At 65.8% G+C, this 25,826-nt stretch carries 26 protein-coding genes; 13 read left to right on the top strand and 13 right to left on the bottom strand.

Going from position 1 to position 25,826, the window contains the following annotated elements:
• Window positions 1-189: 189 nt before the first annotated feature.
• Window positions 190-1,542, bottom strand: coding sequence for an RsmB/NOP family class I SAM-dependent RNA methyltransferase (locus QX094_RS11525; protein WP_315715871.1), 1,353 nt, complete (start codon window positions 1,540-1,542; stop codon window positions 190-192).
• A 195-nt stretch (window positions 1,543-1,737) separates the two neighbouring features.
• Between QX094_RS11525 and QX094_RS11520 the strand changes: the two genes are divergently transcribed.
• Window positions 1,738-1,992 carry a DUF1674 domain-containing protein gene (locus tag QX094_RS11520; RefSeq protein WP_409977908.1) on the top strand — a complete coding sequence of 85 codons (255 nt, stop codon included), beginning with the start codon at window positions 1,738-1,740 and terminating at the stop codon, window positions 1,990-1,992.
• A gap of 84 nt (window positions 1,993-2,076) precedes the next feature.
• Here QX094_RS11520 and QX094_RS11515 read toward each other — a convergent pair whose 3' ends face one another.
• The gene (locus tag QX094_RS11515) at window positions 2,077-2,571 is read right to left on the bottom strand and encodes a L,D-transpeptidase (RefSeq protein ID WP_409977911.1); all 495 of its coding nucleotides are present in this window, start codon (window positions 2,569-2,571) and stop codon (window positions 2,077-2,079) included.
• A gap of 227 nt (window positions 2,572-2,798) precedes the next feature.
• The gene (acs, locus tag QX094_RS11510; protein ID WP_316173411.1) at window positions 2,799-4,751 is read right to left on the bottom strand and encodes an acetate--CoA ligase; all 1,953 of its coding nucleotides are present in this window, start codon (window positions 4,749-4,751) and stop codon (window positions 2,799-2,801) included.
• 378 nt (window positions 4,752-5,129) lie between these two features.
• Between acs and QX094_RS11505 the strand changes: the two genes are divergently transcribed.
• Window positions 5,130-6,317: a DNA topoisomerase IB gene (locus tag QX094_RS11505; protein WP_315750595.1), complete on the top strand. Its 1,188-nt coding sequence runs from the start codon at window positions 5,130-5,132 to the stop codon at window positions 6,315-6,317.
• A 12-nt stretch (window positions 6,318-6,329) separates the two neighbouring features.
• Here QX094_RS11505 and QX094_RS11500 read toward each other — a convergent pair whose 3' ends face one another.
• Window positions 6,330-6,698 (bottom strand): hypothetical protein, encoded by a 369-nt coding sequence (locus tag QX094_RS11500; RefSeq protein ID WP_316173410.1) that lies wholly within the window; start codon window positions 6,696-6,698, stop codon window positions 6,330-6,332.
• A gap of 482 nt (window positions 6,699-7,180) precedes the next feature.
• Between QX094_RS11500 and QX094_RS11495 the strand changes: the two genes are divergently transcribed.
• From QX094_RS11495 to QX094_RS11485, 3 genes are all read left to right on the top strand, one after another.
• The gene (locus QX094_RS11495) at window positions 7,181-7,735 is read left to right on the top strand and encodes a fasciclin domain-containing protein (RefSeq protein WP_315715875.1); all 555 of its coding nucleotides are present in this window, start codon (window positions 7,181-7,183) and stop codon (window positions 7,733-7,735) included.
• Window positions 7,736-7,939: 204 nt separating this feature from the next.
• Window positions 7,940-8,593 (top strand): cytochrome b/b6 domain-containing protein, encoded by a 654-nt coding sequence (locus QX094_RS11490; RefSeq protein WP_316187932.1) that lies wholly within the window; start codon window positions 7,940-7,942, stop codon window positions 8,591-8,593.
• A 14-nt stretch (window positions 8,594-8,607) separates the two neighbouring features.
• Complete coding sequence (locus QX094_RS11485) at window positions 8,608-9,390, top strand: molybdopterin-dependent oxidoreductase (RefSeq protein ID WP_316187931.1); 783 nt, start codon at window positions 8,608-8,610, stop codon at window positions 9,388-9,390.
• A 164-nt stretch (window positions 9,391-9,554) separates the two neighbouring features.
• Here QX094_RS11485 and QX094_RS11480 read toward each other — a convergent pair whose 3' ends face one another.
• Window positions 9,555-10,751 (bottom strand): YbfB/YjiJ family MFS transporter, encoded by a 1,197-nt coding sequence (locus tag QX094_RS11480; protein WP_315825753.1) that lies wholly within the window; start codon window positions 10,749-10,751, stop codon window positions 9,555-9,557.
• A gap of 275 nt (window positions 10,752-11,026) precedes the next feature.
• Here QX094_RS11480 and leuB point away from each other — a divergent pair, with 275 nt between their 5' ends.
• The 4 genes from leuB (at window position 11,027) to QX094_RS11460 (ending at window position 16,340) form a co-directional block, all read left to right on the top strand.
• Window positions 11,027-12,139, top strand: a complete 1,113-nt coding sequence (leuB, locus tag QX094_RS11475) for a 3-isopropylmalate dehydrogenase (protein ID WP_316169956.1) — start codon at window positions 11,027-11,029, stop codon at window positions 12,137-12,139.
• 567 nt (window positions 12,140-12,706) lie between these two features.
• On the top strand, window positions 12,707-14,218 hold the full coding sequence (locus QX094_RS11470) for a sugar ABC transporter ATP-binding protein (protein ID WP_316187930.1): 1,512 nt from the start codon (window positions 12,707-12,709) through the stop codon (window positions 14,216-14,218).
• A 4-nt stretch (window positions 14,219-14,222) separates the two neighbouring features.
• Window positions 14,223-15,263 (top strand): ABC transporter permease, encoded by a 1,041-nt coding sequence (locus tag QX094_RS11465; protein ID WP_315825755.1) that lies wholly within the window; start codon window positions 14,223-14,225, stop codon window positions 15,261-15,263.
• Between the two features lie 135 nt (window positions 15,264-15,398).
• Window positions 15,399-16,340 (top strand): ABC transporter substrate-binding protein, encoded by a 942-nt coding sequence (locus tag QX094_RS11460; RefSeq protein WP_316169954.1) that lies wholly within the window; start codon window positions 15,399-15,401, stop codon window positions 16,338-16,340.
• 1,137 nt (window positions 16,341-17,477) lie between these two features.
• Here the strand turns inward: QX094_RS11460 and QX094_RS11455 are convergent.
• Both QX094_RS11455 and QX094_RS11450 read right to left on the bottom strand, forming a co-directional pair.
• Complete coding sequence (locus QX094_RS11455) at window positions 17,478-17,861, bottom strand: hypothetical protein (protein ID WP_315715883.1); 384 nt, start codon at window positions 17,859-17,861, stop codon at window positions 17,478-17,480.
• A 228-nt stretch (window positions 17,862-18,089) separates the two neighbouring features.
• The gene (locus QX094_RS11450) at window positions 18,090-18,890 is read right to left on the bottom strand and encodes a hypothetical protein (RefSeq protein ID WP_316187929.1); all 801 of its coding nucleotides are present in this window, start codon (window positions 18,888-18,890) and stop codon (window positions 18,090-18,092) included.
• Between the two features lie 114 nt (window positions 18,891-19,004).
• Here QX094_RS11450 and QX094_RS11445 point away from each other — a divergent pair, with 114 nt between their 5' ends.
• Both QX094_RS11445 and QX094_RS11440 read left to right on the top strand, forming a co-directional pair.
• A complete protein-coding gene (locus QX094_RS11445; protein ID WP_316173406.1) occupies window positions 19,005-20,039 on the top strand; it encodes an aspartate-semialdehyde dehydrogenase in 1,035 nt (344 codons plus the stop codon).
• A gap of 34 nt (window positions 20,040-20,073) precedes the next feature.
• Window positions 20,074-20,616, top strand: a complete 543-nt coding sequence (locus QX094_RS11440; protein WP_315715886.1) for a TIGR00645 family protein — start codon at window positions 20,074-20,076, stop codon at window positions 20,614-20,616.
• A gap of 65 nt (window positions 20,617-20,681) precedes the next feature.
• Here the strand turns inward: QX094_RS11440 and QX094_RS11435 are convergent, their stop codons facing one another.
• On the bottom strand, window positions 20,682-21,326 hold the full coding sequence (locus tag QX094_RS11435) for a carbonic anhydrase (RefSeq protein ID WP_316186216.1): 645 nt from the start codon (window positions 21,324-21,326) through the stop codon (window positions 20,682-20,684).
• A 101-nt stretch (window positions 21,327-21,427) separates the two neighbouring features.
• Here QX094_RS11435 and QX094_RS11430 point away from each other — a divergent pair, with 101 nt between their 5' ends.
• Window positions 21,428-22,306: a CoA ester lyase gene (locus QX094_RS11430; RefSeq protein ID WP_316187928.1), complete on the top strand. Its 879-nt coding sequence runs from the start codon at window positions 21,428-21,430 to the stop codon at window positions 22,304-22,306.
• 4 nt (window positions 22,307-22,310) lie between these two features.
• On the opposite strand, the gene QX094_RS11425 is transcribed toward QX094_RS11430, so the two are convergent.
• From QX094_RS11425 to QX094_RS11405, 5 genes are all read right to left on the bottom strand, one after another.
• Entirely contained in the window at window positions 22,311-22,682 is a 372-nt protein-coding gene (locus QX094_RS11425; RefSeq protein WP_315715889.1) for a cytochrome c, read from the bottom strand.
• Window positions 22,683-22,716: 34 nt separating this feature from the next.
• Entirely contained in the window at window positions 22,717-23,133 is a 417-nt protein-coding gene (locus QX094_RS11420) for a DUF6455 family protein (protein ID WP_315715890.1), read from the bottom strand.
• 98 nt (window positions 23,134-23,231) lie between these two features.
• Complete coding sequence (locus QX094_RS11415; RefSeq protein ID WP_316173404.1) at window positions 23,232-24,032, bottom strand: hypothetical protein; 801 nt, start codon at window positions 24,030-24,032, stop codon at window positions 23,232-23,234.
• An 81-nt stretch (window positions 24,033-24,113) separates the two neighbouring features.
• Window positions 24,114-24,716: a 3-isopropylmalate dehydratase small subunit gene (gene leuD / locus QX094_RS11410; RefSeq protein WP_315715892.1), complete on the bottom strand. Its 603-nt coding sequence runs from the start codon at window positions 24,714-24,716 to the stop codon at window positions 24,114-24,116.
• An 89-nt stretch (window positions 24,717-24,805) separates the two neighbouring features.
• The gene (locus QX094_RS11405) at window positions 24,806-25,204 is read right to left on the bottom strand and encodes a metallopeptidase family protein (protein ID WP_316173403.1); all 399 of its coding nucleotides are present in this window, start codon (window positions 25,202-25,204) and stop codon (window positions 24,806-24,808) included.
• A gap of 141 nt (window positions 25,205-25,345) precedes the next feature.
• On the opposite strand from QX094_RS11405, the gene QX094_RS11400 reads away from it, so the two are divergent.
• The gene (locus QX094_RS11400; RefSeq protein WP_316173652.1) at window positions 25,346-25,654 is read left to right on the top strand and encodes a hypothetical protein; all 309 of its coding nucleotides are present in this window, start codon (window positions 25,346-25,348) and stop codon (window positions 25,652-25,654) included.
• Window positions 25,655-25,826 lie beyond the last annotated feature (172 nt).

Genomic DNA, 25,826 nt, shown 5'->3' with positions numbered 1-25,826 from the left:
TCAGAGGGGGATTCGGTTGCGCATCCTTCATAGATCGCAACTGCCGCCGATACACCATTTTTGGCCCCGGTGCAGCACCATCGCGGGACCAGAATCTGGTGCAAAATCAGGATTTAACGGACTAACGCAACGCCGACGCCCTTAAAGCCCGACCGACGCAGGGCCGGCGCACGGCGCACGATGACACGCTCACGGCCGCCGCTCCAGTCTCGCCGCATAAAAACCATCGAGACCGCCAAGCCGGGGGTCCTGGTGCGGCAAATGGCAGGGCAGCGTGCGCAGGTCGCCGGCCGGGGTGACCAGCTCGGCCAGTCCTGCCACCTCGCCGGCGTTGACGGGGACGCGGCGCAGCTCGGTGGTTTCGGCCAGCACGCGCTCGACCACCTGCTCGCCCTCCTCGGGCTCCAGCGAACAGGTGCAGTAGACCAGGGTTCCGCCCGGCTTGATCAGGCTGCCCGCCCTGGTCAACAGCCGCGCCTGCAAGCCCGACAACGCGGCGATGTCGGCCTCGCTGCGCAACCAGCCGACGTCGGGATGACGCCGAATCGTGCCGGTCGAGGTGCAGGGCGCATCGAGCAGCAGGCCGTCGAAGCCGCCGCTGTCGGCGGGCTGCCATTCGGCGGCGTCGGCCACGACCGTCTCGGCGGTCAGCTGCAGCCGGGTCATGTTGTCCTTCAGCCGGTTCATCCGGGCCGGCGACCGGTCGACCGCGGTGACGCGGGCGCCGGCATGGGCGAGCTGAGCCGTCTTGCCGCCTGGCGCCGCGCAGAGGTCGGCGACGGCCTTGCCGCTGATGTCGCCGAGCAGGCGCGCAGGCAAGGCGGCGGCGGCGTCCTGCACCCACCATTGTCCCTCGGCGAAGCCCGGCAGCACCGTCACCGAACCATGCAGCACGGTGCGCACGGTGCCGGTCGACAGCACCTCACCATGCAGCCGCGACGCCCATTGCGCCGGGTCCGACTTCACCGTGAGGTCGAGCGACGGCTCCTGGCCGAGCGCCGCGGCGATGTCCCTGGCGGTCGCTTCGCCATAATGATCGATCCAGCGCTTGAGCAGCCAGGGCGCGATGTCGAGCGGCTGACCGGTGGCATCGTCGAGCAGGGTTGCGCCCTCGCGCGCGCAGCGCCGCAGCACCGCGTTGACGAGCCCGGCATATTTCGCTGCGCGGCGGTCGGCCTGCACCAGGCGGACGGAGAGGTCGACGGCGGCGTGGTCAGGAACGTCCATCCAGAGGATCTGGGCGGCGCCGATCAGCAGCGCGCTCTGCGCCCGCGGCGCGTCGGTCGGCACGCCGCGATCCAGCAGCCGCGACAGCACGTGACCGAGCGTTCCAAGCCGCCGCAAGGTGGTGGCGACCAGCCGCCGCATCAGCGCGCGGTCGCGGTCGGCCAGATGCTTCAGTCCGGGATGTGCGCCGGTCCCGTCGAGCTGATCGTCGAGGGTGCGATGCTTGTGCAGCACGCCGTCGACCACGTCGGCGGCGATGCGCCGTGCCGCCAGGCCTGGGACTTCGGAAGGGGTCGCAAAACGCGGCGGAGGCATGCCTGGGAATTACTCGCGAAAGAAGAAAGGCAGTTCCGCGACCATCGGGTGCATGCCATCAGCTTGCGGGTCCTCTGTCACCGGAATATGCCAAATGTAAGAATCGGCTCTGCTTTTATTAGCCCTGTTTTTTCATGGGTGGGCACACGATCTGATGAGGTCGGGAACGAACCGGTTCAATGGTGGAATGGTACGATGAGCAACGAGCCCGAGAATGAGCCCAGGAGTGAGCCGAAGGGCAAGGCCGCTTTGGCCGTGGTCGCCAGCAATGAGGCGCCGCGCAAGCCGCTGACGCCGGCCGCGCAGCGCGCGCTGGCCGAGGCTGAGGAACGCCGCCGACTGGCAGCACAACAGACGAAGCCGATGCCGACGGAGTTGCAGGGGCCGAAAGGGCCGGAGCCGACCCGTTACGGCGACTGGGAGAAAAAGGGAATCATCTCGGACTTCTGACGGGATCTCGGCGCGCGGCTTGCGTTGTTCGGCGCCGGGCTTGCCGGTCCCGCGTTCGCCGCACTCCCGTATCGCAACGGTGACTCAGCGCGTGACCACCACCGTCGTGCCGATCGACACGCGCTCGTAGAGGTCGGTGATATCCGGGTTGAGCATGCGGATGCAGCCATACGAGACATAGCCGCCCACCGAATTCGGCACGTTGGTGCCGTGGATCGCATATTCGCCGCCGGCGAGCGTCAAGGCGGCAACGCCCATCGGATTGCGCGGCGAGCCGCCGGGAATGACGTCCGGCAGCTCCGGCTTGTCGCGCTTGACGTCGGCGGGCGGAGCCCAGGCCGGATTCTTGTACTTGCCGTCGATCTTGGTGGTGCCGGCCCATTGCCGGCCGGCCTTGCCGACGCCGACCGTGTAGCGCAAGGCGTGGCTGCCATCGAGCACGAGATAGAGTTTCCGCTCGCCGGTCCTCACGACGATGGTGCCCGGCGAAAAGTCGCCGCCGACGGCGACCAACTCGGGACGGGCCGACGCAGAGCCGGCCGTCGTGACCATGGTTCCGATCACCGACGCGGCCAGCATCGCCGCCTTCATTGTCAGCCTGACCGCCCCAGTCCGCATGGTCATCCCCTCAGCCGGTTCCGCGGCGCCTGCTCCCGGCCGGGAGCACGCAGATCGCATGAGGAAAGGAAAACTCCGTCTGCGAGTAAATGACCTGAAAACAACACTCCCGCGGAATCAGCCGCGGGAGTGCGATGAGACTTGACGATTGCGGCGAACGCGCTTGGCGCCCGCGGGGCACGGCGTGCTTACGCCTGCTTCTCCTTGCGGTTCTGCCGGTGCTGGACGAGATCATCGACCACGCCGGGATCGGCAAGGGTCGAGGTGTCGCCCAGCGCGCCCGGCTCGTCCTCGGCGATCTTGCGCAGGATGCGGCGCATGATCTTGCCGGAGCGGGTCTTGGGCAGGCCGGGGGCGAACTGGATCTGGTCGGGCGAGGCGATCGGGCCGATCTCCTTGCGCACCCAGGCGACGAGCTCCTTGCGCAGCTCCTCGGTCGGCTGCTCGCCGGCCATCAGGGTGACATAGGCGTAGATGCCTTGGCCCTTGATGTCGTGGGGATAGCCGACCACGGCGGCTTCCGACACCTTGGGATGGGCAACCAGCGCGCTTTCCACCTCGGCCGTTCCCATGCGGTGGCCGGAGACGTTGATGACGTCGTCGACGCGGCCGGTGATCCAGTAATAGCCGTCGGCGTCGCGGCGACAGCCGTCGCCGGTGAAGTACTTGCCCTTGTAGGTCGAGAAGTAGGTCATCTCGAACCGGGCATGGTCGCCATACACCGTGCGCATCTGGCCCGGCCAGGAGCGGGTGAGGCAGAGATTGCCCTCGGTCGCGCCCTCCAGCGTCTTGCCGTCGGCATCGACGATCTCGGGCACGACGCCGAAGAACGGCCGCGTCGCCGAGCCCGGCTTCAGCCGGGTCGCGCCCGGCAGCGGCGTGATCAGGATGCCGCCGGTCTCGGTCTGCCACCAGGTGTCGACGATCGGGCAGCGGTCGTCGCCGACGACGCGGTGATACCACTCCCAGGCTTCCGGATTGATCGGCTCGCCGACCGAGCCGAGCAGGCGCAGAGACGCGCGCGAGGTCTTCTTCACCGGTCCGTCGCCGCCCTGCATCAGGGCGCGGATCGCGGTCGGCGCGGTGTAGAAGATGTTGACCTTGTGCTTGTCGATGACGTTCCAGAACCGCGAATTGTCCGGATAGTTCGGCACGCCTTCGAACATCAGCGTGACGGCGCCATTGGCCAGCGGCCCATAGAGGATGTAGCTGTGACCGGTGACCCAGCCGACGTCGGCGGTGCACCAGTAGACGTCGCCCTCGTGATAGTCGAACACGTATTGATGCGTCATCGCGGCGTAGACGAGATAGCCGCCGGTGGTGTGCAGCACGCCCTTGGGCTGGCCGGTCGAGCCCGAGGTGTAGAGGATGAACAGCGGATCCTCCGCATTCATCGGCTCGCACGGGCATTCGGTGGTCACCATCTCGGCGGCCTCGTGGTACCAGAGGTCGCGGCTCGGATTCATCTCGATCTTGCCGCCGGTGCGCTTGACCACGACGACCCAGTCGACATTGTCGACCTTGTTCAGCGCTGCGTCGACATTGGCCTTGAGCGGCACCTTGCGGCCGCCGCGCAGGCCCTCGTCGGCGGTGATGATGATCTTGGAATCGCAGTCCTTGATGCGCTGGGCGAGCGAGTCCGGCGAGAAGCCGGCGAACACCACCGAGTGGATGGCGCCGATGCGGGCGCAGGCCAGCATCGCATAGGCGGCCTCCGGGATCATCGGCAGATAGATGGTGACGCGGTCGCCCTTCTTGACGTTGCGGTTGCGCAGGATGTTGGCCATCCTGCACACCTCGTCGTGCAGCTCGCGATAGGTGATGTGCTTCGACTGCGAGGGGTCGTCGCCTTCCCAGATGATCGCGGTCTGGTCGCCGCGGGTGGCGAGATGGCGGTCGATGCAGTTATAGGCGGCGTTGAGGACGCCGTCCTCGAACCATTTGATCGAGATGTTGCCGGGTGCGTAGGAGACGTTCTCGATTCTCGTCGGCGCCTTGACCCAATCGACGCGCCTGGCCTGCTCGGCCCAGAAGCCGTTGGGGTCCTTGATCGAGCGCGCGTACATCTCCTGGTACTTCGCGTCGTCGACAAAGGCGCGTTTCGCCCACTCGGCCGGAACGTCGTAGATCTTCTCGGACATTTCACACCCTCCACATGCGGCCTGCCGTCGATCCCGCGCAGGCCATCGTTGTTCCCACTATGCGTCCGCGTAACCGGCGGCGACAAGGCAAGACAAGTAGGACCTTCGGCGGGGAGGCGGTCTGAGCAGGATCAAAGAATTGTGCGCGGAGGTTGCGTGCGCCGGCCGCGCCTCGGAGATCGCTACAGTCTGCAGCATCAAGGTTACCCGGAATCGGGGCGGGTACCGGTATTTTGAAACCGCTTTGCCCAAAATTTGGGACTCGCTATCCGGCCCGTCACGCCCTAAATCGCCTTGAAGCTGTGGATAACCCGGCCGGAACCAAACCGGACTCCGGGGCATTGAGCGGATGAAAACGACGGCAGGGCGTCTAAAGCAATGATGGACCAGCAGAATTTCGAGAGCCCGCGGGTCGGCCCGGCCGATCCCGAGGTCGCGCTCGCGAAAGCGCTGGGCCAGTGGCCGCCCAAGCCGCCGCGCCGCAAGCTGAGCTTGAAGGATCTGGCCCACGCCAAGACCGCCGACGCGCAAGGCAATGCCAAGACCTCGGTCGAGGAGCTCGCCAAGCGCATCGGGCTGAAGCTCGGCGACCAGACCGCGCTGACCATCCGCCGCATCAGGCGGGGCAAGAGCTATACCTTCATCCGCGCCAACGGCACCCCGATCCGCCACGCCGGCACCATCCGCCGCCTGCATGCGATGGCGGTGCCGCCGGCCTATCGCGAGGTGCGCTACGCCCCCGATCCGAACCTGCATCTGCAGGCGGTTGGCGTCGATGCCGCCGGCCGGCTGCAATACCGCTATCACGCCGACTGGGAGAAGGTGCGCGAGCATCGCAAGGCGCATCGCCTCGCCAAGCTGGTCGGCGCGCTGCCGCGCATCCGTCGCGCGGTGTCGAAACATCTCGCCGGCGACCAGCCGACGCGCGAGTTCGCGCTCGCTGCTGTCATCGAGCTGATCGCGCGCACGGCCATTCGCCCCGGCAACGAGTCCTATGCCCGGCTGAACGGCACGCGCGGCGCCACCACACTGTTGAAGTCGAACGTCACGCTCGAGGATGACTCCCTGGTGCTGACCTTCAAGGCCAAGGGCGGCAAGGCCGTGCGCAAGGAATGCGACGCCGCCAAGCTGGTGCGGGCCGTCGGCATTTTGCGCGGCGTGCCCGGCCGTCGCATGTTCCAATACCGCGACGCCCAGGGCGTGGTGCGCGCGGTCTCGACCACACAGGTCAACGCCTTCCTGCGTGAGATCGCCGGCATCAAGATCTCACTGAAGGATTTCCGCACGCTGATGGCCTCGGCCGTGGCGCTGGAGACCTTGTCGAGGATCACGCCGGCGGCGAGCGCGCGCGGCCGCAAGAAGCAGATCCTGGAAGCGATCCGCGCCGCCGCCGACGAGCTCACCAACACGCCGGCGATCTGCCGCAAGAGCTACGTGCACGACACCATCGTTACGGCGTTCGAGGACGGCATCCTCGAACGCTTCGCCGCCACCATGAAGGGCCAGCGCTCGCAGACGCGGCGCGAGCAATTGCTGGCGCAGGTGGTGACGGCGGTCTCGGCCTGACGCCGCAATTCATCAAGCCTGGCAGCGCGGCCCGATCTTCGCCGACGCAAGGAAGCGGGCGATCGGATCGAGCTGCCGGCACGGCGCCGCCGCGCTCTTCACCGGCGCGGCCTCGCGCTTGGCCGGCCGCAGCACGGTCGACTTGCTGGCCGGCTTGGCGCGGTGGGCAGCCGACGCACCACGTCCCTCCGCGCGCACGGCCCGCGAGAGCAGCGGCAGCCGTGCGCCTTCGTTGAGATCGAGCGGCGGTGTTTCGAAACTGCGATCGGACTCGTTCAACGTATCAACGCCGGGAATGGGCTCGCGGATCAGCGACGACGTCGCTTCGCCCGCGATGTCGCCGGGCGATACCGCGGCAAGCACCATCTTCGTTGCAAGCAAGCAGCAGATTATCACGAGGCAGAACCCCGCAATCCAGATCGTTCTGTTCACTGTAGGAAACCCCCGCCGATCGCGCCGGACAGTGCAGGACATCCCCTTCCCGCAGCCGGCGCCGTGCCGACCAATCAACCTTAAGAAAGTCTTACTCGCAATGTTTTCGGCAGGTTCGGCCGAGCTCGGCTCGCATTGTAGTTAATGGCGACGATGATCGGTCATCGGCGTCGGCCAATGACCGACAGAGAGCTGATCAGTTCGCAGCAGGCTGCGACATTGCGGCGCGGATCTCGTTCAATGAGTCGGCGAGACGATCTCGATCGCCGCAGGTTTCACGGATCACGTTAAATTATGCGCCGAAACTCGCTTCCGAACGCGGCGTAGCTCGGCCTGACACGATGCAAGAGCGCATCCGCTCAAGATCAGCATCGGTGTCGCAGTCGAACTCATCACGCGGCTCTGCCGCCGCCTTTCATAGGGAGCTACCCATGTCCAAGCGCATTGCCTTTCTCGCTGCCGCCGCCTTCAGCGCGCTGTCGCTGACCTCGACCTTTGTCGCGCCCGCCAGCGCCGAGGAGAAGACCGTGATGGTCGGAGGCGCGGCGATGTATCCGTCCAAGAACATCGTGCAGAACGCGGTCAACTCGAAGGATCATACGACGCTGGTCGCCGCGGTGAAGGCCGCCGGCCTCGTGCCGACGCTGGAAGGCAAGGGTCCGTTCACGGTGTTCGCGCCGACCAATACCGCGTTCGGCAAGCTGCCGGCCGGCACCGTCGACAGCCTCGTCAAACCGGAGAACAAGGCGACGCTGACCAAGATCCTCACCTATCACGTCGTGCCCGGCAAGCTCGAGGCGTCCGACCTGAAGGACGGCCAGATGCTGAAGACGGTCGAGGGCGAGCAGCTCACCGTCAAGCGCGAGGGCAAGAATGTCATGATCGTTGACGCCAAGGGCGGCACCTCGATGGTGACGATCCCGAACGTCAACCAGTCGAACGGCGTCATCCACGTGGTCGACACCGTGCTGATGCCGGCGTCCTGAGGCCCGGCGCGACACCGGACACATCCGTTTCTTCCTCCTCCTCCTCGCGGATGTGACCAGGAGCGAGCCGGGCCACCCCCCGGCTCGCTTTTTTGTGAACGCGATAGTTTCTGCGTATCGTTTTGATCGGCGCCGCGGTGTAACGGAGCCCGCCGAGCCGGCGTATAATTGGCGTGACGAATGCAAGCGACGGAGCCGACCGCCATGACGAGCGCCACCACCAGCGCCCCCTCCACCCTCGCGGCGACCGGGGGACCTGTAACCGGAGTCGCGACCAAGGTCGTTCAGCCGGCCTGGGTGCGCGTCATGCATTGGATCAACGCCGTCGCGATGATCATGATGATCATGTCGGGCTGGCAGATCTACAATGCCTCGCCGCTGTTCGACTTCCGCTTCGACCGCAGCTTCACGCTCGGCGGCTGGCTCGGCGGCGCGCTGCTGTGGCATTTCGCGGCGATGTGGCTGCTGATGCTGAACGGCCTCGCCTATCTCGTCACCGGTCTGGCCACCGGCCGGTTCCGCCGCAAGCTGTTGCCGATTTCGCCGGCGTCCGTCGTCGCCGACCTCAAGGCCGCGCTGACCTTCAAGCTCGCCCATGACGACCTCACCGTCTACAACGCGGTGCAGAAGCTGCTCTATCTCGGCATCATCTGCGTCGGCATCGTCGTCGTGCTCACGGGCCTGTCGATGTGGAAGCCGGTGCAGCTGCACTGGCTGGTGAGCCTGTTCGGCGACTATCCGGCGGCGCGCTACGTCCATTTCGTCTGCATGGCGCTGATCTGCGCCTTCCTGGTGATCCACATCCTGCTCGCGCTGTTGGTGCCGAAGAGCCTGCGCGCGATGATCATCGGCCGCTGAGAGGAGAGACAACCATGGCGAAACGTCCGTTCCTCATCCCCGGCGTCGACAAGCGGCTCCTGATCAAGGACTCGCTGAAGGTGATGCCCGATCTCACGCGGCGCCGCTTCATCACCGGCGGCGCCAGCCTCGGCGCGCTGACCTTGCTCGCCGGCTGCGACGTCGTCGACGGCGACACCGCCGAGGAGCTGCTCAAGAAGGTCTCGAAGTTCAACGACGCGGTGCAGGCCTGGATGTTCAATCCGGATGCGCTGGCGCCGACCTTCCCGGAGAGCGCGATCACCAAGCCGTTCCCGTTCAATGCCTACTACACGCTCGACGAGGCGCCGGAGATCGACGCCGCCGACTGGAAGCTCGAGGTGCGCGGCCTCGTCGACAACAAGAAGTCGTGGACGCTCGACGAGCTACACGCGCTGCCCCAGGTGACGCAGATCACGCGCCACATCTGCGTCGAGGGCTGGAGCGCGATCGGCTCCTGGACCGGCACGCCGCTGCGCGACTTCCTCAAGCTGATCGGCGCGGATATCAGTGCGAAATATGTCTGGTTCAACTGCGCCGACAAGGACGGCTACAACTCGCCTCTGGACATGCGCACCGCGCTGCATCCGCAGACCCAGATGACCTTCAAGTTCGCCGACCAGATCCTGCCGCGCGCCTACGGCTACCCGATGAAGATCCGCGTGCCCACCAAGCTCGGCTTCAAGAACCCCAAATACGTCGTCGCGATGGAAGTCACCAACGACTACAAGGGCGGCTACTGGGAGGACCAGGGGTACAATTCGTTCAGCGGGAGCTGATCTCCCGCCAATCGAGCCCGGATGGCGGCCGCAATCTCCGCTGTCGTCCCTGCGAACGCAGGGACCCATAACCACCGGCCGTGATGAGGCAGGCAACTACCAGCCAGATCCCTCGATAGCGTCCGCGGTAGGGGTCCCTGCGTTCGCAGGGACGACACCGTCGATCAGGCTCGATCGGCGCGCTTCAACTTACCCTGCAGCGCCGCCATTGCCGCGCCCAACAGCAACAGCGCCGCCGACACATTCAACGCATAGGTCAGGCTCCCCATCGCATCGGTGATCGCGCCGACCGCGAACGGACCCAACGTCTGGCCGACGCCGAACGAGATGGTCAGCGCCGCGATCGCGCGCGGCCAAGCGGCTTGCGGCAGGTTGAAGCGCACGAAGGCCGTCGTCGCGGTCGTGACCGTCGAGAACGCGATGCCGAACACTGCGGCCGACAAGGTCAGCATGACGGGCGAATGGCTGAGCGAGGGCAGGGCGGCGCCGATCGCGTTGATGGTGAGGATGAGGGCGGTGGGCCAGCCGCCGCGATCGAGCGCCAGCACGCGCCGCCACACCCAGGGCGTGGTGAAGCCGGCGAGGCCAATGAGGCACCAGAAGCCGGATTGCGCCGCGGCGCCGCCGCCGAGGTCGCGGACATAGGCAATCATGAAGGTAAGATAGGCGATGTAGCCCGCGCCATAGAGGAAGTAGCCGAACAGATAGATCGCCATCGGCCGCAGCGAGACGCGGTCCGCGCGCGTCTCCGGCATGGCGGCGTTCGCTGGAAGCCGCATCAGCAGCAGCGGCACGATCAGCATTGCGCCGGCGCCTGCGAGCACCGCCCACACGATCCACCATGAGCCGGGCCCGAACGCCTGCAGCACGAACGGCGCGATCAGGCCTGAGATGACGATGCCGAGCGGCGGCCCGGCATAGAACAGGCTCAGCACGAAGCTCGCCTGCGCCGGCCGCGCCAAGGCGACCCGCGCCGCCACCGCGCCGCCGGCCACCAGCGCCACGCCGGCGCCGATGCCGGTCACGAGCCGCGCCAGGCTGAGCGCAATGAAGTCGCCCGTCATGGCGCAGACGACGAGAGAGACCAAAGCCGCCAGCGTGCCGCCGCGCACCGCGGTCAGCCCGCCGAACCGCCGGGCCGTCTGCGCGGCGATCAACGCCCCGATCAGATAGCCGGCGGCGTTCACCGTGTTCATGAAACCCGCCGCCGAATACGACCAGTGCAGCGTGTCGCGCATGTCCGGCAGCACCAGCGCATAGGCGAAGCGGCCGATGCCGAGACCGATGATGGGACCGAGCGACAGCGTGAGGTTGGTCAGCGCCGGGTGGGCCGGCGGCGGATCGGAACGGGAGATCGGCAAGACATGCTCCGGCGTGGCGCATATCCGGCAAATCATGCTGCTCGGCCGCCAGTTTCGAGCACAGTACAGCCTTGCCCGGCGCGACAGAAGGCGGGCGGCGGCAATGGTGGCTTGCCAACCGCGCAGGAGCGCTTTAGCACTCCGCCGATTTTGCAACTCTCGTCATTGCCGGGCTGCTGTCCCCGACCCATCGGGGCGAGCCGGCAATCCAACCAAAAGATGACGGATGTCCGGGCTCAGGCCCCGGCATGACAAGCCCCGTGAGGACAACGACCATGGCGACCCAGAAGCTCCTTTTGCTGCCCGGCGACGGCATCGGCCCTGAAGTGATGGCCGAGGTGAAGCGGCTGATCGGCTGGCTCAACGCCAAGGGGCTGGCCTCGTTCGAGACCGAGGAGGGTCTGGTCGGCGGCGCCGCCTATGACGCCCACGGCGCGTCGATCTCGGAAGCCGACATGGACAAGGCCAAGGCGGCGGATGCCATCATCTTCGGCGCCGTCGGCGGTCCGAAGTGGGACGGCGTTCCCTACGAGGTCCGCCCCGAGGCGGGCCTGCTGCGCCTGCGCAAGGATCTCGGTCTGTTCGCCAATCTGCGTCCGGCCGTGTGCTATCCGGCGCTCGCCGATGCCTCCAGCCTGAAGCGCGAGATCGTCGAGGGCCTCGACATCATGATCGTGCGCGAGCTCACCGGCGGCGTGTATTTCGGCGAGCCCAAGACCATCACCGATCTCGGCAATGGCCAGAAGCGCGCCGTCGATACCCAGGTCTACGACACCTATGAGATCGAGCGCATCGCCCGCGTCGCCTTCGACCTCGCGCGCAAGCGCCGCAACAAGGTGACGTCGATGGAGAAGCGCAACGTCATGAAGTCGGGCGTGCTCTGGAACGAGGTCGTCACCGCGGTCCACAATCGCGAATACAAGGACGTCACGCTCGAGCACCAGCTCGCCGATTCCGGCGGCATGAATCTGGTCAAGTATCCGAAGATGTTCGACGTCATCGTCACCGACAACCTGTTCGGCGACATGCTCTCGGACATCGCGGCGATGCTGACGGGATCGCTCGGCATGCTGCCGTCGGCTTCGCTCGGCGAGGTCGACGCCAAGACCCACAAGCGCCGCGCGCTGTACGAGCCGGTGCACGGCTCGGCGCCGGACATTGCCGGCAAGGGTCTCGCCAACCCGATCGCGATGCTGACGTCGTTCGGCATGGCGCTGCGCTACTCCTTCGACATGGGCGCGCTCGCCGACAAGCTCGACGCCGCCATCGCCGCCGTGCTCGCCTCGGGCCTGCGCACCGCCGACATCAAGGCCGAAGGCTCGACCCCGGCCTCGACCGCGCAGATGGGTGAGGCGATCATCAAGGAGCTGGAGAAGCTCACGGCGTAGTCGGAGCCGAGGTTCCGCCGCGCCGAAGGTGCACTCCCCTCCCCCTTGCGGGGAGGGGTCGGGGGTGGGGGTCCACACCCAGTGAGCCCCGCTTGAGGCACCGTCTCACCTGCCCAGACGATTACTTTTCGTCGTTGCACGTCTCGACCCGAACTCATCACATCAAGTATCGCCCGGGGACCCCCACCCCCGACCCCTCCCCGCAAGGGGGAGGGGGGGCTCACCGTCGTTGTCGAGATAGCGCAAATTCAACGCACGACGTGTTCGATCGCGCCACCGGGCGCGTCGTCGCTATTCCGCGGTCGCGTCCTGCAGGCGCATCGCAAGGCCTGTCGATTTTACCTATAGACTTTCATCCCCGGATGAATAGCCTGACCCCAACGCCGCGCCATTGAATGGACGCGGGCTCGCACGCGTTCGACATGATGCGTGCGAAGGCTGGGGAGGATGAATGTGATCGCGCTTGCGATGCGATATGTCGCTCGCCGTGCATGGTGTCGTCGCCAATGTCGCGACCACCGCCCCGTGGCGATTGTACGCAACCTCCCTCACCACAAACGCTGACGCATGACTGCGCCGCTCATCTCCGTTCACGGGCTGTGCAAGAGCTTCCCCGGCGTCCGGGCGCTGCACAATGTCAGGTTCGAGCTGCGCGCCGGCGAGGTCCATGCCGTGATGGGCGAGAACGGCGCCGGCAAGTCGACCCTGATGAAGATCCTCGCCGGCGTCTACCGCAAGGACTCCGGCGAGATCATCTACGACGGCGCCAGCGTCGATTTTCCAGGACCGCGCGAGGCGCAGGCCGCCGGCATCGGCATCATTCATCAGGAGCTGCAACTGATGAACCACCTCACGGTGGCGCAGAACATCTTCATCGGGCGCGAGCCGATGAAGGCGTTCGGGCTGCTGCTCGATGAGGACAGGCTCAACCGGCAGGCGGCCGAGCTGCTTGCCCAGCTCAATCTGTCGATCGACCCGCGCACGACAGTCGGCGGGCTGACGGTGGCCAGGCAGCAGATGGTGGAGATCGCCAAGGCGCTGTCCTTCAACTCGCGCGTCCTGATCATGGACGAGCCGACCGCCGCGCTGAACGATCGCGAGATCGCCGAGCTGTTCAAGATGATCCGCGCCTTGAAGGCACGCGGCGTCGGCATCGTCTACATCTCCCACAAGATGGACGAGCTGAAGCAGATCGCCGATCGCGTCACCGTGCTGCGCGACGGCGAGTATGTCGCGACGGTGCCGGCCGAGACCACCACGATCGAGACCATCATCGGCATGATGGTGGGCCGCACCTTGGGCGACGCCCGCGTCGCGGGCACGCAGCCCGTCGGCGCGATCGCGCTGGAGGTGCGCGGGCTCAACTGCGGGCCGCTGGTCCGCGACGTCAGCTTCACCCTGCGCAAGGGCGAGATCCTCGGCTTTGCCGGCCTGATGGGGGCCGGCCGCACCGAGGTCGCGCGCGCGATCTTCGGCGCCGACGCCGTTCCGTCCGGGGATATTCTCGTCGACAATCGCAAGGTGACGATCCGCTCGCCGGCGCATGCGGTCGCCCACGGCATCGGCTATCTCTCCGAGGACCGCAAGCGCTTCGGCCTCGCCACCGGCATGGACGTCGAGTCCAACGTCGTGATGTCGAACCTCGCGAACTACCTTGCAATGAAGTTCATGCTCAGGAAGCGCGCGATCCGCGACACCGCCGGCCGCTTCATCCGGATGCTGAACATCCGCACGCCTTCGGCGTCGCAGCAGGTTCGCCTGCTATCCGGCGGCAACCAGCAGAAGATCGTGATCGCCAAATGGCTCGATCGCGATTGCGACATCCTGTTCTTCGACGAGCCGACGCGCGGCATCGACATCGGCGCCAAGAACGAGATCTACCGCCTGCTGCGCGCGCTGGCCGACCAGGGCAAGGCGATCGTCATGATTTCCTCGGAGCTTCCCGAGGTGATCAGGATGAGCGATCGCATCGTCGTGATGTGCGAGGGCCGCATCACCGGCGAATTGTCGCCGGACGAGGCCACGCAGGAGCGGATCATGCATCTGGCCACCCAGCGCGAAACCATGAAGGCAGGCTGACGGCATGAGCGACCCCGCATTGGTCAAGGATCAGGTCAAGGATGGCCTCGCGCCGAGCGGCGCGATGGCCGCGCTGCGGCGCCGTCTGCTCGGGCCTGCAGCGCTGCAGAAGCTGCTGGCGTTCGCGAGCCTCGTGCTGCTGCTGGCCTATTTCAGCTTCGCCTCGCCGGCGTTCATGCAGACCGACAACATGATCAACATCCTGCAGGCGACCGCGGTCAACGGCGTGCTGGCGATCGCCTCGACCTTCGTGATCATCACCGCCGGCATCGATCTGTCGGTCGGCACGCTGATGACCTTCTGCGCGGTGATGGCCGGCGTGTTCCTCACCTATTGGGAGCTGCCGATGTGGACCGGCATCGTCGCGGCGATCGTGACCGGCGCGCTCAGCGGCGCGCTGTCGGGCACGGTCATCACCAAGATGAAGGTGCCGCCGTTCATCGCGACGCTCGGCATGATGCTGGTGCTGAAGGGGCTGGCCCTGGTCGTCTCCGGCAGCAAGCCGATCTATTTCACCAACACCGAGAACTTCTCGATGATCTCGCAGGACTCGCTGCTCGGCACGCTCGTGCCGGCGCTGCCGATTCCCAATGCAGCCCTGATCCTGTTCGTGATGGCGGTGCTGGCCTCCGTCGTTCTCAACCGCACCGCGCTCGGCCGCTACACTTTCGCGATAGGCAGCAACGAGGAGGCGGTGCGGCTCTCCGGCGTCAATGTCGACCGCTGGAAGATCATCATCTACGGCCTCGGCGGCGCCATCTGCGGAGTCGCGGGACTGCTGATCGCGTCGCGCATCAATTCCGCCCAGCCGGCGCTCGGCCAGGGCTATGAGCTCGATGCGATCGCTGCCGTCGTGATCGGCGGCACGTCGCTGAGCGGCGGCACCGGCACCATTCTCGGCACCATCATCGGGGCCTTCATCATGAGCGTTCTGACCAACGGCTTGCGCATCCTCTCGGTGGCCCAGGAATGGCAATTCGTCGTCACCGGGGTCATCATCATTCTCGCTGTTTACGCCGACATGCTCCGTCGAAACCGCGCCTGACCCTTCAAGGAGGACCAGCGACCAGCACCGCTCCGACGTCGCGCTGAAGACTGCGCTGCCCGCCGACAGCGAGCGGCGACGACCACGATCATCACTGTAACGACAAGGTCACTGAAGAGAGCAGAGGAAGCACCAATGTTGAGCAAGCATCTCCTCGGCGTCGCGCTCGGCGCCCTCATGGTCGCGGGAGTGTCCGCGAGCGCGCGTGCCGATGATGTCTACATCCCCCTCGTCTCCAAGGGCTTCCAGCACCAGTTCTGGCAGGCGGTGAAGCTCGGCGCCGAGCAGGCCGCGAAGGCCGCCAACGTCAAGATCAGCTTCGAAGGACCGGAAACCGAGGCCATGGTCGACAAGCAGATCGACATGCTCTCCGCGGCGCTCGCCAAGAAGCCGCAGGCGATCGGCTTCGCCGCGCTCGATTCCAAGGCCGCCATTCCGCTCCTGAAGAAGGCGCAAGCCGCCAAGATCCCGGTGATCGCCTTCGACTCCGGCGTCGACAGCGACATTCCGCTGACCACCTGCACCACCGACAACCTCGCCGCGGCGGGCCTCGCCGCTGACAAGATGGCCGACATGATCGGCGATGCCGGCGACGTCGCCGTGGTCGTGCACGACCAGACCAGCCGCACCGGCATCGACCGTCGCGACGGCTTCCTCAAGCGCATCAAGGACAAGCATCCGAACATCAAGATCGTCAGCGTGCAGTATGGCGGCGGCGATCAGCTCAAATCGACCGAGATCACCAAGTCGATCCTGCAGGCCAATCCGAACCTCAAGGGCATCTTCGGCGCCAATGAGGGCTCGGCGATCGGCGTGCTCAACGGCGTCAAGGAGATGAAGAAGAAGATCGTCGTGATCGGCTACGATTCCGGCAAGCAGCAGAAGGCCGCGATCATGTCGGGCGAGATGGCCGGCGCCATCACCCAGAACCCGATCGGCATCGGCAGTTGCACCGTGGAGTCAGCGGTCAAGGCGTTGAAGGGCGAGAAGCTGCCGAAGGTCACCGACACCGGCTTCTATTGGTACGACAAGTCCAACATCACCGACCCGAAGATCGCGGCTGTGCTTTACGATTGAGACCGGTGCGAGGTCGGGCCGGGCGATCGCATATGATGATCTGAGTTTGCGGCGGTCCATCTCCGCGTCGTCATGGCCGGGCTCGTCCCGGCCATCCACGTCGCGAGGCATCCTGGGAAGGACGTGGATGCCTGGGAGAAGCCCGGGCATGACGGAGTAGCCAACTCGCACGCTTGCTTGTCGCGACTGCTCGTCGGGCAAATCAGATCAGCTCTCGGGTGCGATCGATGGCGATTGACGGAGGTTGCCGGTCGTCCCGTGGCTCTATTCCCTCCGCGGCGAAGAACTTATTTCGCCAGCGATTTCAATCTCCTCCGCTTGATCAGTCGGCCTCCGCCAAGAATTCCACTTTCGTTTTTCCAGAATCCATGGTCTTCTCCCTCCATCCCGCTTCGCTTGCGAGGGACGTTTCGCGATCGTCACGAGGCGTGAGGCGGGAATGCGGTGGCCGCGAGGGCTCGCAGCATGTCCTAGGGACATGCGGACGAACGAGGCTCTTGCGGACGTGAAGCTGCGTGGTCCTGGCGCCCCGATGCTGGCGCCAAGTCGGAAGGGCGATGATCCCGACGACGACGGTGGCTAACAGGCCGGACACCGGGGAGAGCGTAGAGTAAGCGTGAAAACCATCGCGCAGGGAAGGCCGGGTCGATCCGGCTGTACCTGTGGTTCCTGCCCCGTGCATTTTTTCCGCACGGGGGCCACGGGCCTCAGCCGAGGCCCGGCCTTCCCTGCGCCCTCTGCAAGGAGAGGGCGATCAGACGAGTAAAGACTCGGACGCGAAAGCGGGTGCGAGGATGACCAGTCGTGCCGAAAATTCCGGTGTCGTCCCGGTGAACGCAGGGACCCAGACTCCCCGACATGGGTGTGAGGCACGCTGGAGCGATGAGACCGGGGGGGCATGCCGGCCGGTGGTTATGGATCCGGCGTTCGCCGGGGTGACACTGAGGGGTGGGAACGGGCTGGCCTCCATCGGCGTGTAGCGATGTGTCAGCCATGTCTCCGAACGGTCGTCTCACACGTTCGAAATCGAGCAGTGACCAGCTCATGATCGATGACGACGCGATGGAACGTCAGCGCGGCAAAACAACAAAAAGCCGGGCGGGGCCCGGCCTTGATGATCTGACGATGCGGCCGCCCTCAGTAGGGGATCGGAATCCGGGTCGGATAGCCACCGAGATCGGACGGCGCCATCAGCGGCTGACGGTCGATCGGGCGGTTCAGGTTCTCGCGGGCGAACGACGGATAGCCGACGGCCGGCGGGAACGCGTAATCCGAGAACTTGCGGTCGCCCGGGAGCACCTCGGTGCCGCCGTCGAGGAACGAGCGGCGGGTGATGTAGATGCGGGTGCGCGGGCCGGACTGGTAGGAATAGTTCGGATTGCCGCTGCTATAGGTGGTCGTCACGCGGCGCTTGGTGGTGGCGGCATCCGCCGAGGTGGCGGCAAGAGACGTGACGGCAAGGCCCGTCGCGGCGATCACCGCCAAGGCCATGACCCGGGTCGCAGCAGGAAATTCGATCATCACGTCCTCTTCCTCGCGCCAAAAGGGGCGGGCGCTCGCCATGCGCATGATTTGGCCCGCACAATATCTGGGTCGGCTGTGGCATCACAAGGTCATTCCCGCGGCGACGGGCAAGATAAATCCCTGCTGTGGCGGGAAAGTTGCATCAATATCCGTCACTTGCCCGTGGGTTTGACGGGTCGAATAGGATGCGGTCACGCCCAGCAACATCCGGACGCAGGCAGACATTCACAAGGCGCCGCGCAGCCTCGGATTGGCGGTCGACGTCACCCAATCAGCGCTGCCGGTGGCGATGGCGGGTTCGTCGCAGCCGCCGCGCCGCTGATCGGACCCCATGAACAGCTGGCTCAGGGCCCGGTGCTGCTCGGGCGCCAGCAGGGTCAGCCGGTTGAGCATGCACCCGACCATGGCGCGGCGCATCGGCATCGTCACGCCCTGGCACGACCAGCCGGAGATCCGCAAGCTCGGCTCGGCGATGGTCTTGAGAAAGCCGAGGCAGGCTCCGGCGCCCTCGGGAGCCCCGGCCCGGCGAACCAGACTGACGGGGCCGAACCGGCTGTCGATCACGCCGGCGGTCTCGAGCTCGGAGGCGGAGTTGCGCCCCATCCGGGCCGCCAGATCGGCCCGGGGATCACGCCTTGCATCGCGCTCCGGTCCGAACCGGTAGACCTCGAGCTCGGCAGCGGGGCGATCGGCGGGTTCGCCCCAGCGCAACACGTCCTTGCGGCCGCCTTCCGGGTGGATGAGCACGGTGTAGGTGGCGGTCCTGTCGGGCTGGTCGGTGAGACGAAGCGAGAACGCCGGCACTGCGGCGTCGGCCAAGGTCCAGCCGGCACGGCCGGGCAAAGCGTCGCCGTCGTCGAGATGATTCCAGCCGGCCACCCCGAGCATGGCGATCAGCGCCAGAGCCCCCACATAGGCGAACAGGCGCGCAAAGGTGCCGCAGACCTCGTCCGCGAAGCCCTGGAGCCCCTGCAGGACGGACGCGGATCGGGGCGCTGCGGCTGTTCTGGCCGAATCGGACTGCATCGGATGCGAGACATCGTGGTAACGTTGTGTCAGGGACGTTTCTCGCATAGAAGCGCTGCCGCTTCGGTTTCCGCTGACACGCGCGGCCGGCCAAATTTCTTCGGAGAGTGAACGATGGGTTACAAAGTCGCAGTGGTCGGCGCGACCGGCAATGTCGGACGGGAAATGCTCAATATTCTCGACGAGCGGCAATTCCCGGCGGACGAGGTCGTCGCGCTGGCCTCACGCCGCAGCGTCGGCGTCGAGGTGTCCTATGGCGACCGCACGTTGAAGGTCAAAGCGCTCGAGCACTACGATTTTGCCGATGTCGACATCTGCCTGATGTCGGCCGGCGGTTCGGTGTCGAAGGAGTGGTCGCCCAAGATCGGCGCCGCCGGCGCTGTCGTGATCGACAACTCGTCGGCTTGGCGCATGGATCCCGACGTGCCGCTGATCGTGCCGGAGGTGAATGCCGACGCAGCCGCCGGCTTCAACAAGAAGAACATCATCGCCAACCCGAACTGCTCGACCGCCCAGCTCGTCGTCGCGCTGAAGCCGCTGCACGACAAGGCCAAGATCAAGCGCGTCGTGGTGTCGACCTATCAGTCGGTGTCCGGCGCCGGCAAGGATGCGATGGACGAATTGTTCTCGCAGACCAAGGCCGTCTACACCAACGACGAGCTGGTCAATAAGAAGTTTCCTAAGCGCATCGCCTTCAACGTCATTCCGCAGATCGACGTCTTCATGGAAGACGGCTTCACCAAGGAAGAGTGGAAGATGATGATGGAGACCAAGAAGATCCTGGATCCGAAGATCAAGCTGACCGCGACCTGCGTGCGCGTGCCGGTGTTCGTCGGTCACTCCGAAGCCGTCAATGTCGAGTTCGAGAATCCGATCTCGGCGGACGAGGCCCGCAACATCCTGCGCAATGCGCCGGGCTGCCTCGTCATCGACAAGCACGAGCCGGGCGGCTACGTGACGCCCTATGAGGCGGCCGGCGAGGACGCGACCTATATCAGCCGCATCCGCGAGGACGGCACGGTCGAGAACGGCCTCGCCTTCTGGTGCGTGTCCGACAATCTGCGCAAGGGCGCGGCGCTGAACGCGATCCAGATCGCGGAGGTCCTGATCAACCGCAAGCTGATCACGGCCAAGAAGAAAGCGGCCTGAGCGGAGACGTCGTCAGGGTGAGGCGCGGAACGCAATGAGCGAGAAGACGACGCCGGACGCCGCCAGGCACGCGCCGGGTCCGCTCGAGCGCGGGCTCGAAGGCTTCCTGTTCAAGAGCCGCTGGCTGATGGCGCCGTTCTATGTCGGCCTCGTCGTCAGCCTGGTCGTCCTGCTGTTCAAGTTCGTGCTGCTGCTGTGGGAGAACATCGTCCATCTGCCGACCGCCAAGGAGAGCGACATCATCCTAGGCGTGCTCAGCCTGATCGACGTCTGCCTGACCGGCAACCTGGTGCTGATCGTGGTGTTCTCCGGCTATGAGAACTTCGTCTCGCGCATCGATCCCGGCGGCCATCCCGACTGGCCGGAATGGATGACCAAGGTCGACTTCGCCGGACTGAAGCAGAAGCTGCTCGCCTCGATCGTCGCGATCTCGGCGATCCAGCTCTTGAAGGCGTTCATGAATCTCGACGCCGGCTACGACTCGACCAAGCTCGCCTGGCTGGTCGGCGTGCACATGACCTTCGTGGTGTCGACCCTGATGTTGGCGCTGTCGGACCGCTGGTCGGGTGACCATTGACGAGAGGCGAGTAGCGAATGGCGAGCCGCGAATGGAGATCCCAGCTATTCGCTGCCCCCTCTTCGCTACTCGGCGATGCGCGCACTCTTGAATTCCTTGCTGGCCTTGTCGAGCACGAACAGCGAGCCCTCGGAGACGCCGAAATAGGCGCCGTGGAGCTGCAAATCACCGGCCTCGACGCGGCTGCGCACGAATGGGAAGGTCATCAGGTTCTCGAGGCTGCGGAACACCGCGGCCTTCTCGATCCGGGTGACGAAGTCCTGGAAACTCTCATGCGTGCGCTGTTCGACGACCTCGCCGGGCTTGATGAACATCGACATCCAGCGGCCGATGAAGTCGCCCGGGGACAGCGGCGCCGCCTTGTCGACGAAGGCGCGGATGCCGCCGCACTGGGCGTGGCCCAGGATGACGATGTGCTTCACCTTCAGCACGGTGACGGCATATTCCAGCGCCGCGGACACGCCGTGCGCGTTGGCGTCCGGCTGATAGATCGGCACCAGGTTGGCGATGTTGCGCAGCACGAACAATTCGCCGGGACCGACGTCGAAGATCACCTCGGGCGAGACGCGCGAGTCGCAGCAACCGATCACCATTACTTCGGGCGACTGGCCGCGCTCCGAGAGCTCGAGGTAACGGCTCTGTTCGGTCGGCAGGCGTTGGGTGGCGAAGGCGCGATAGCCTTCGAGCAGGCGTTGCGGAAACGAGATCATGGGCCTTGCCTAAACACATGCGCCTTCCGGGAACAAGCCTTTCGGGCCGGCCCCCGAAATGGTATCGCGGGCCGCGTCGATAAACCAAGGGAAACGCCGAAATGATCCGCCCGCGCCGCAGTCTTCTGTTCATGCCCGGCTCCAATGCGCGCGCGCTGGAGAAGGGGCGGAACCTGCCGGCCGACGGGCTGATCCTCGATCTCGAGGATTCGGTGGCGCCGGACGCCAAGGCCGCCGCCCGCGACCAGATCGCCAAGGCGGTGGCGGCCGACGGCTACGGCAAGCGGGAACTGCTGATCCGGATCAACAGCCTGGATACGACGTGGTGGCGCGACGACGTCGCCATGGCCGGACAGGCGGCGACCGACGGCATCCTCGTTCCCAAGGTGTCGACCGTCGAGGACCTTCGCCTGGTCACGGATCGCTTGGCCGAGGTCGGCGCCGATCCCGCGCTGAAGGTATGGGCGATGATCGAGACGGCGCGTGCCGTGCTCGATGCCGATCTGCTCGCGGCCACCGTGCACGAGGAAGGCTCGCGGCTCGCCGGCTTCGTGTTCGGACCCAACGACATCTCGCGTGAGACTCGCATCCGGATGCTGCCGGGCCGCTTCACGATGCTGCCGATGATCAGCCACTGCATCCTGGCGACGCGCGCCCATGGGCTGGAGATTCTGGACGGGCCTTACAGCGATTTCGCCAACACCGACGGATTCGCTCAGGAATGCATCCAGGCCCGCGATCTCGGCTTCGATGGCAAGACGCTGATCCATCCCGGCCAGATCGACGCCTGCAACGCGATCTTCACACCGCCCGCCGACGAGGTCGCTGCGGCACGCAAGATCATCGCCGCGTTCGAGCTGCCGGAGAATGCCTCGCGCGGCGCGATCCAGATCGACGGCCGCATGGTCGAGCGGCTGCATGCCGAGATGGCGCGACGCACGATCGCGATCGCCGATGCGATCGCGGCGGTGGCGAAGTGAGGCGTCAGATGCGGCGGAGACTGAGGATGTAGTTGACGAGGTCGCCGCGCTGCTCGGCGGTCAGGATGACGTTCGGCATCGTCGGGTGGCTGCTCTGCAGGAACACCTTGAGCGATAGCTCGGTCGTCGACGGCATGTTGGCGACCGCGACGAAATCGGGGGCGGTCGTGGTTTGGGCTCGCGCCCCGCTGGTGTCGATGGCGTGGCAGGTGCTGCACCAGGCCTCCGCCAGTTTGCGTCCCGCCTGCACGCTGTCGGCGGCCGGCGTCACGCCGCCGGCATTGTGCAGCCGGATCAGCAGCATCGCGCCGAGCGCGAGCAGGATCGCGGCGCCGACATGGAGCCAGGTATTGCGGTGCAGATTCGGCAGGCTCATCGCATTGCTCCGCTGGGTGGGAGGGAGGCGGCGATCAGTGCTTGACCGCGGCGCTGCCCAGGCGGTCGATGGTCGGGGCGTTGAGGCAGTATTCCTCGTAGTGCTCGGCACTCGTGCCGGCGGCAAGATCGCGATGGCAGCGCGGCTTGTCCTTGCACATGGCGCAGACGCGCTCCATGTCGCGCAGCACCAGCGGCTCGGCGCGCCCCAGCGCGGCTTCGTCGATGCCGAGCGCCTTCAGCATCTGCGGCAACTCGTCGGCGGCGTGCTCGCCGTGACGGACCAGCTCGTCGAGATCCGCCGGTGTGACCTGCAGGTCCATCGCGATGCGCTCGAAATCGTCACGGTCGAGCTGCCGGATCTCGCTCAGCTCACGCCGGTGCCGGAGCCATTGCGCGAACGTATCGATCAGGAACTGAACCCGCGGATAGGGCTTGGCGTCTACGGTCATGACACGTCTCCGATGATGGCCCGCAATCAATCACCGGGTGGACGCGCGGACGTTGCGGTAGATCAAGCAGCGAATCGGTCCTGCGCAGGCTGCAAAGGTCAGCGCGGGGCAAATCGCTCGGCCGCCCAGGCATAGAGGCTGCCCGGGATCGGCGCTTCGCCGCCGCGGCCCTTCGGCGAGATGTGCAGGCCGATGATTTGGGGATCGGCGATCAATCCGGAGAAGTCGGAAGGGTCGAAGAACGCCTTCGGCTCGGCATGCACCGCGTAGAAGCTGCGCTTCGGCAGCGCATGATGCAGCGAGCCATGGCGGCGGGCCAGCGCCGTCAGCGCGGCAGGGCCGAAGATGGCGACGCGGATGTCCGAGAGGCGGTCGGAGCCGCCGCGCAGGCGGCGCAGCGCAAAGGTGAGGCGGTGACGCAGCGAAAGCCAGTTCGGCGTTAGCGCGTCCTGCGCCATCAGCGCGGCGAACTCGGCGACGATCGGATCCTCCGGCGGCAGGTAGAGCACGGAGTTGCCGAGCTGCCGCGGCCGCTCCCAGGCGAAATAGGGCACGGCGGGGTCGATCTCGACCGGCCTGAGCAGCAGCACGTCGGCATCGAGCCAGAGGCCGGCGCGCTGTGCCATCAGCCGCATCCGGAAGAAGTCGCTGAACTGCAAGGTGGTCCAATCGCGCCAGCCGCCGTCCGGCTGCGGCGGCCTGAGACGCTCGGAGAACGCATAAGGCAGGACCGCCTCGGCCTCGGCATTGCCGACGCCGTCGGGCAGGCCGGGCAGCGGATCGAAGCTGTAGGCCGTGACCTTGTGGCCGGCGGCGAGCTGCGAGCGCAGGCAGGTCTGGCGCAGGCGGTCGAGCGGCCCCCGCCAGAAGGTGACGACCTCGGGCAATACGCGCGTCAACGGCGGACCTGCTGGGCTGCTCTCGAAACAGGGCCCCGGACGAGGTCCGGGGCCCGCGAACTCACCATCCTTCGGCGGGCCTCAGGCCCAGGCGCGCTCGGCCAGCTTGGCCTCGTAGCTGTCGATCGACGCCTTCTTCTCCAGCGTCAGCCCGATGTCGTCGAGCCCGTTGAGCAGGCAATGCTTGCGGAACGGGTCGATGTCGAACTTGACGGTGCCGCCGTCGGGGCCGCGGATCTCCTGGTTGGCGAGATCGACCGTCAAGGTCGCGTTGGCGCCGCGCTCGGCGTCGTCGAACAGCTTGTCGAGGTCGGCCTGCGACACGCGGATCGGCAGAATGCCGTTCTTGAAGCAGTTGTTGTAGAAGATGTCGCCGAACGAGGTCGAGATCACGCAGCGGATGCCGAAATCGAGCAACGCCCAGGGGGCATGCTCGCGGCTCGAGCCGCAGCCGAAATTGTCGCCGGCGACCAGGATCTTGGCGTTGCGATAGGCCGGCTGGTTGAGCACGAAATCCGGGTTCTCGCTGCCGTCGTCCTTGTAGCGCTGCTCCGAGAACAGGCCCTTGCCGAGGCCGGTGCGCTTGATGGTCTTCAGGTACTGCTTGGGGATGATCATGTCGGTGTCGACATTGATGATCTTCAGCGGAGCGGCGACGCCTTCCAGCGTGGTGAACTTGTCCATCGGGGCACCTTCGAGAATACGGGCAGGCCGCTGTTTAGCCCGAACGGCAGGGCGGATAAAGTCAAAATCCCGGTGCTCTCGCCGGGTCGTCAGTCGACGGACGCCTCGATCGCCTCCATGTCGTCGTCGGACATTCCGAAATGATGGCCGATCTCGTGGATCAGGACGTGGCGGACGATGTGCCCAAGACTCTCGTCGTGCTCGGCCCAGTAGTCGAGGATCGGTCGGCGATAAAGCCAGATCATGTTGGGCAGGCGCGGCAGGTCGTCGTTGCTGCGAAACGGCAGTCCCGTGCCCTGGAACAGGCCGAGCAGGTCGAACTCGCTTTCGGACTGCATCTCGTCGAGCACCTCCTCGGTCGGAAAGTCGTCGACCCGGATGATGACGCCCTCGCACATCCTGCGAAAATGCTCGGGCAGACGCTCGAACATCTCGTGCGCCATGACTTCCATGTCGGCGAGCGAGGGGGCTTTCAGATCTGTCCACATTGCCGCCTTCTAGCCCGGCTTTGATCATCTTGCATCTTGGTTCTATGACATGTGTGGCGGAGCTGGTTGACGCAGGGGATGAAACCGGCGACCGTGACGCGCGAATTGGGGGTTGGGGAACAGATGAGGCAGATGTCGATGGTGCTGGCCGGAGCGGCGCTGGCTGCGGCGGTCGTGGTCTCGATCTCGGCAACAGCGCAAGCGGAGCAACCCGCCGGCGCGCGCGGCGCCGTGCAGGGTGAGGTGAGCACGGATCTCTCCGCACAGCGCCGGCAACGACGAATCCAGATCTATCCGCGCTACGAGGGTCATTGGCAGCCCGACGTGGTGCCGCGCTTCAACCCGGGTCCGAACGCAGTTCGTGTATGCGATGCCACCTATGTTCCGGAGCATCGGCCGAGCGGCACCGTGATCGTCCCGCATATGAGTTGCGTCTGGCGACGCGGCTGACTCCTGGGTCCCGCGCACTGATCGGCTCGGCAAGCGCGCACGTGATTCGGTCGCGATCGCGACGTTGCCTGATGTTACCGTCCGGACACAGTGCCGATATGTCGCGCACTGCGGCGGAACCATGCGCGACATATCGGCATTCTGCTCCTGCGCAGGTCTTCATGTCCCATTC

The organism is Bradyrhizobium sp. SZCCHNS1050, assembly GCF_032484785.1.
Lineage (GTDB): Bacteria > Pseudomonadota > Alphaproteobacteria > Rhizobiales > Xanthobacteraceae > Bradyrhizobium.
Note: the sequence above shows the minus strand (reverse complement) of the source record. Positions and strands in the feature narration are given on the sequence as shown.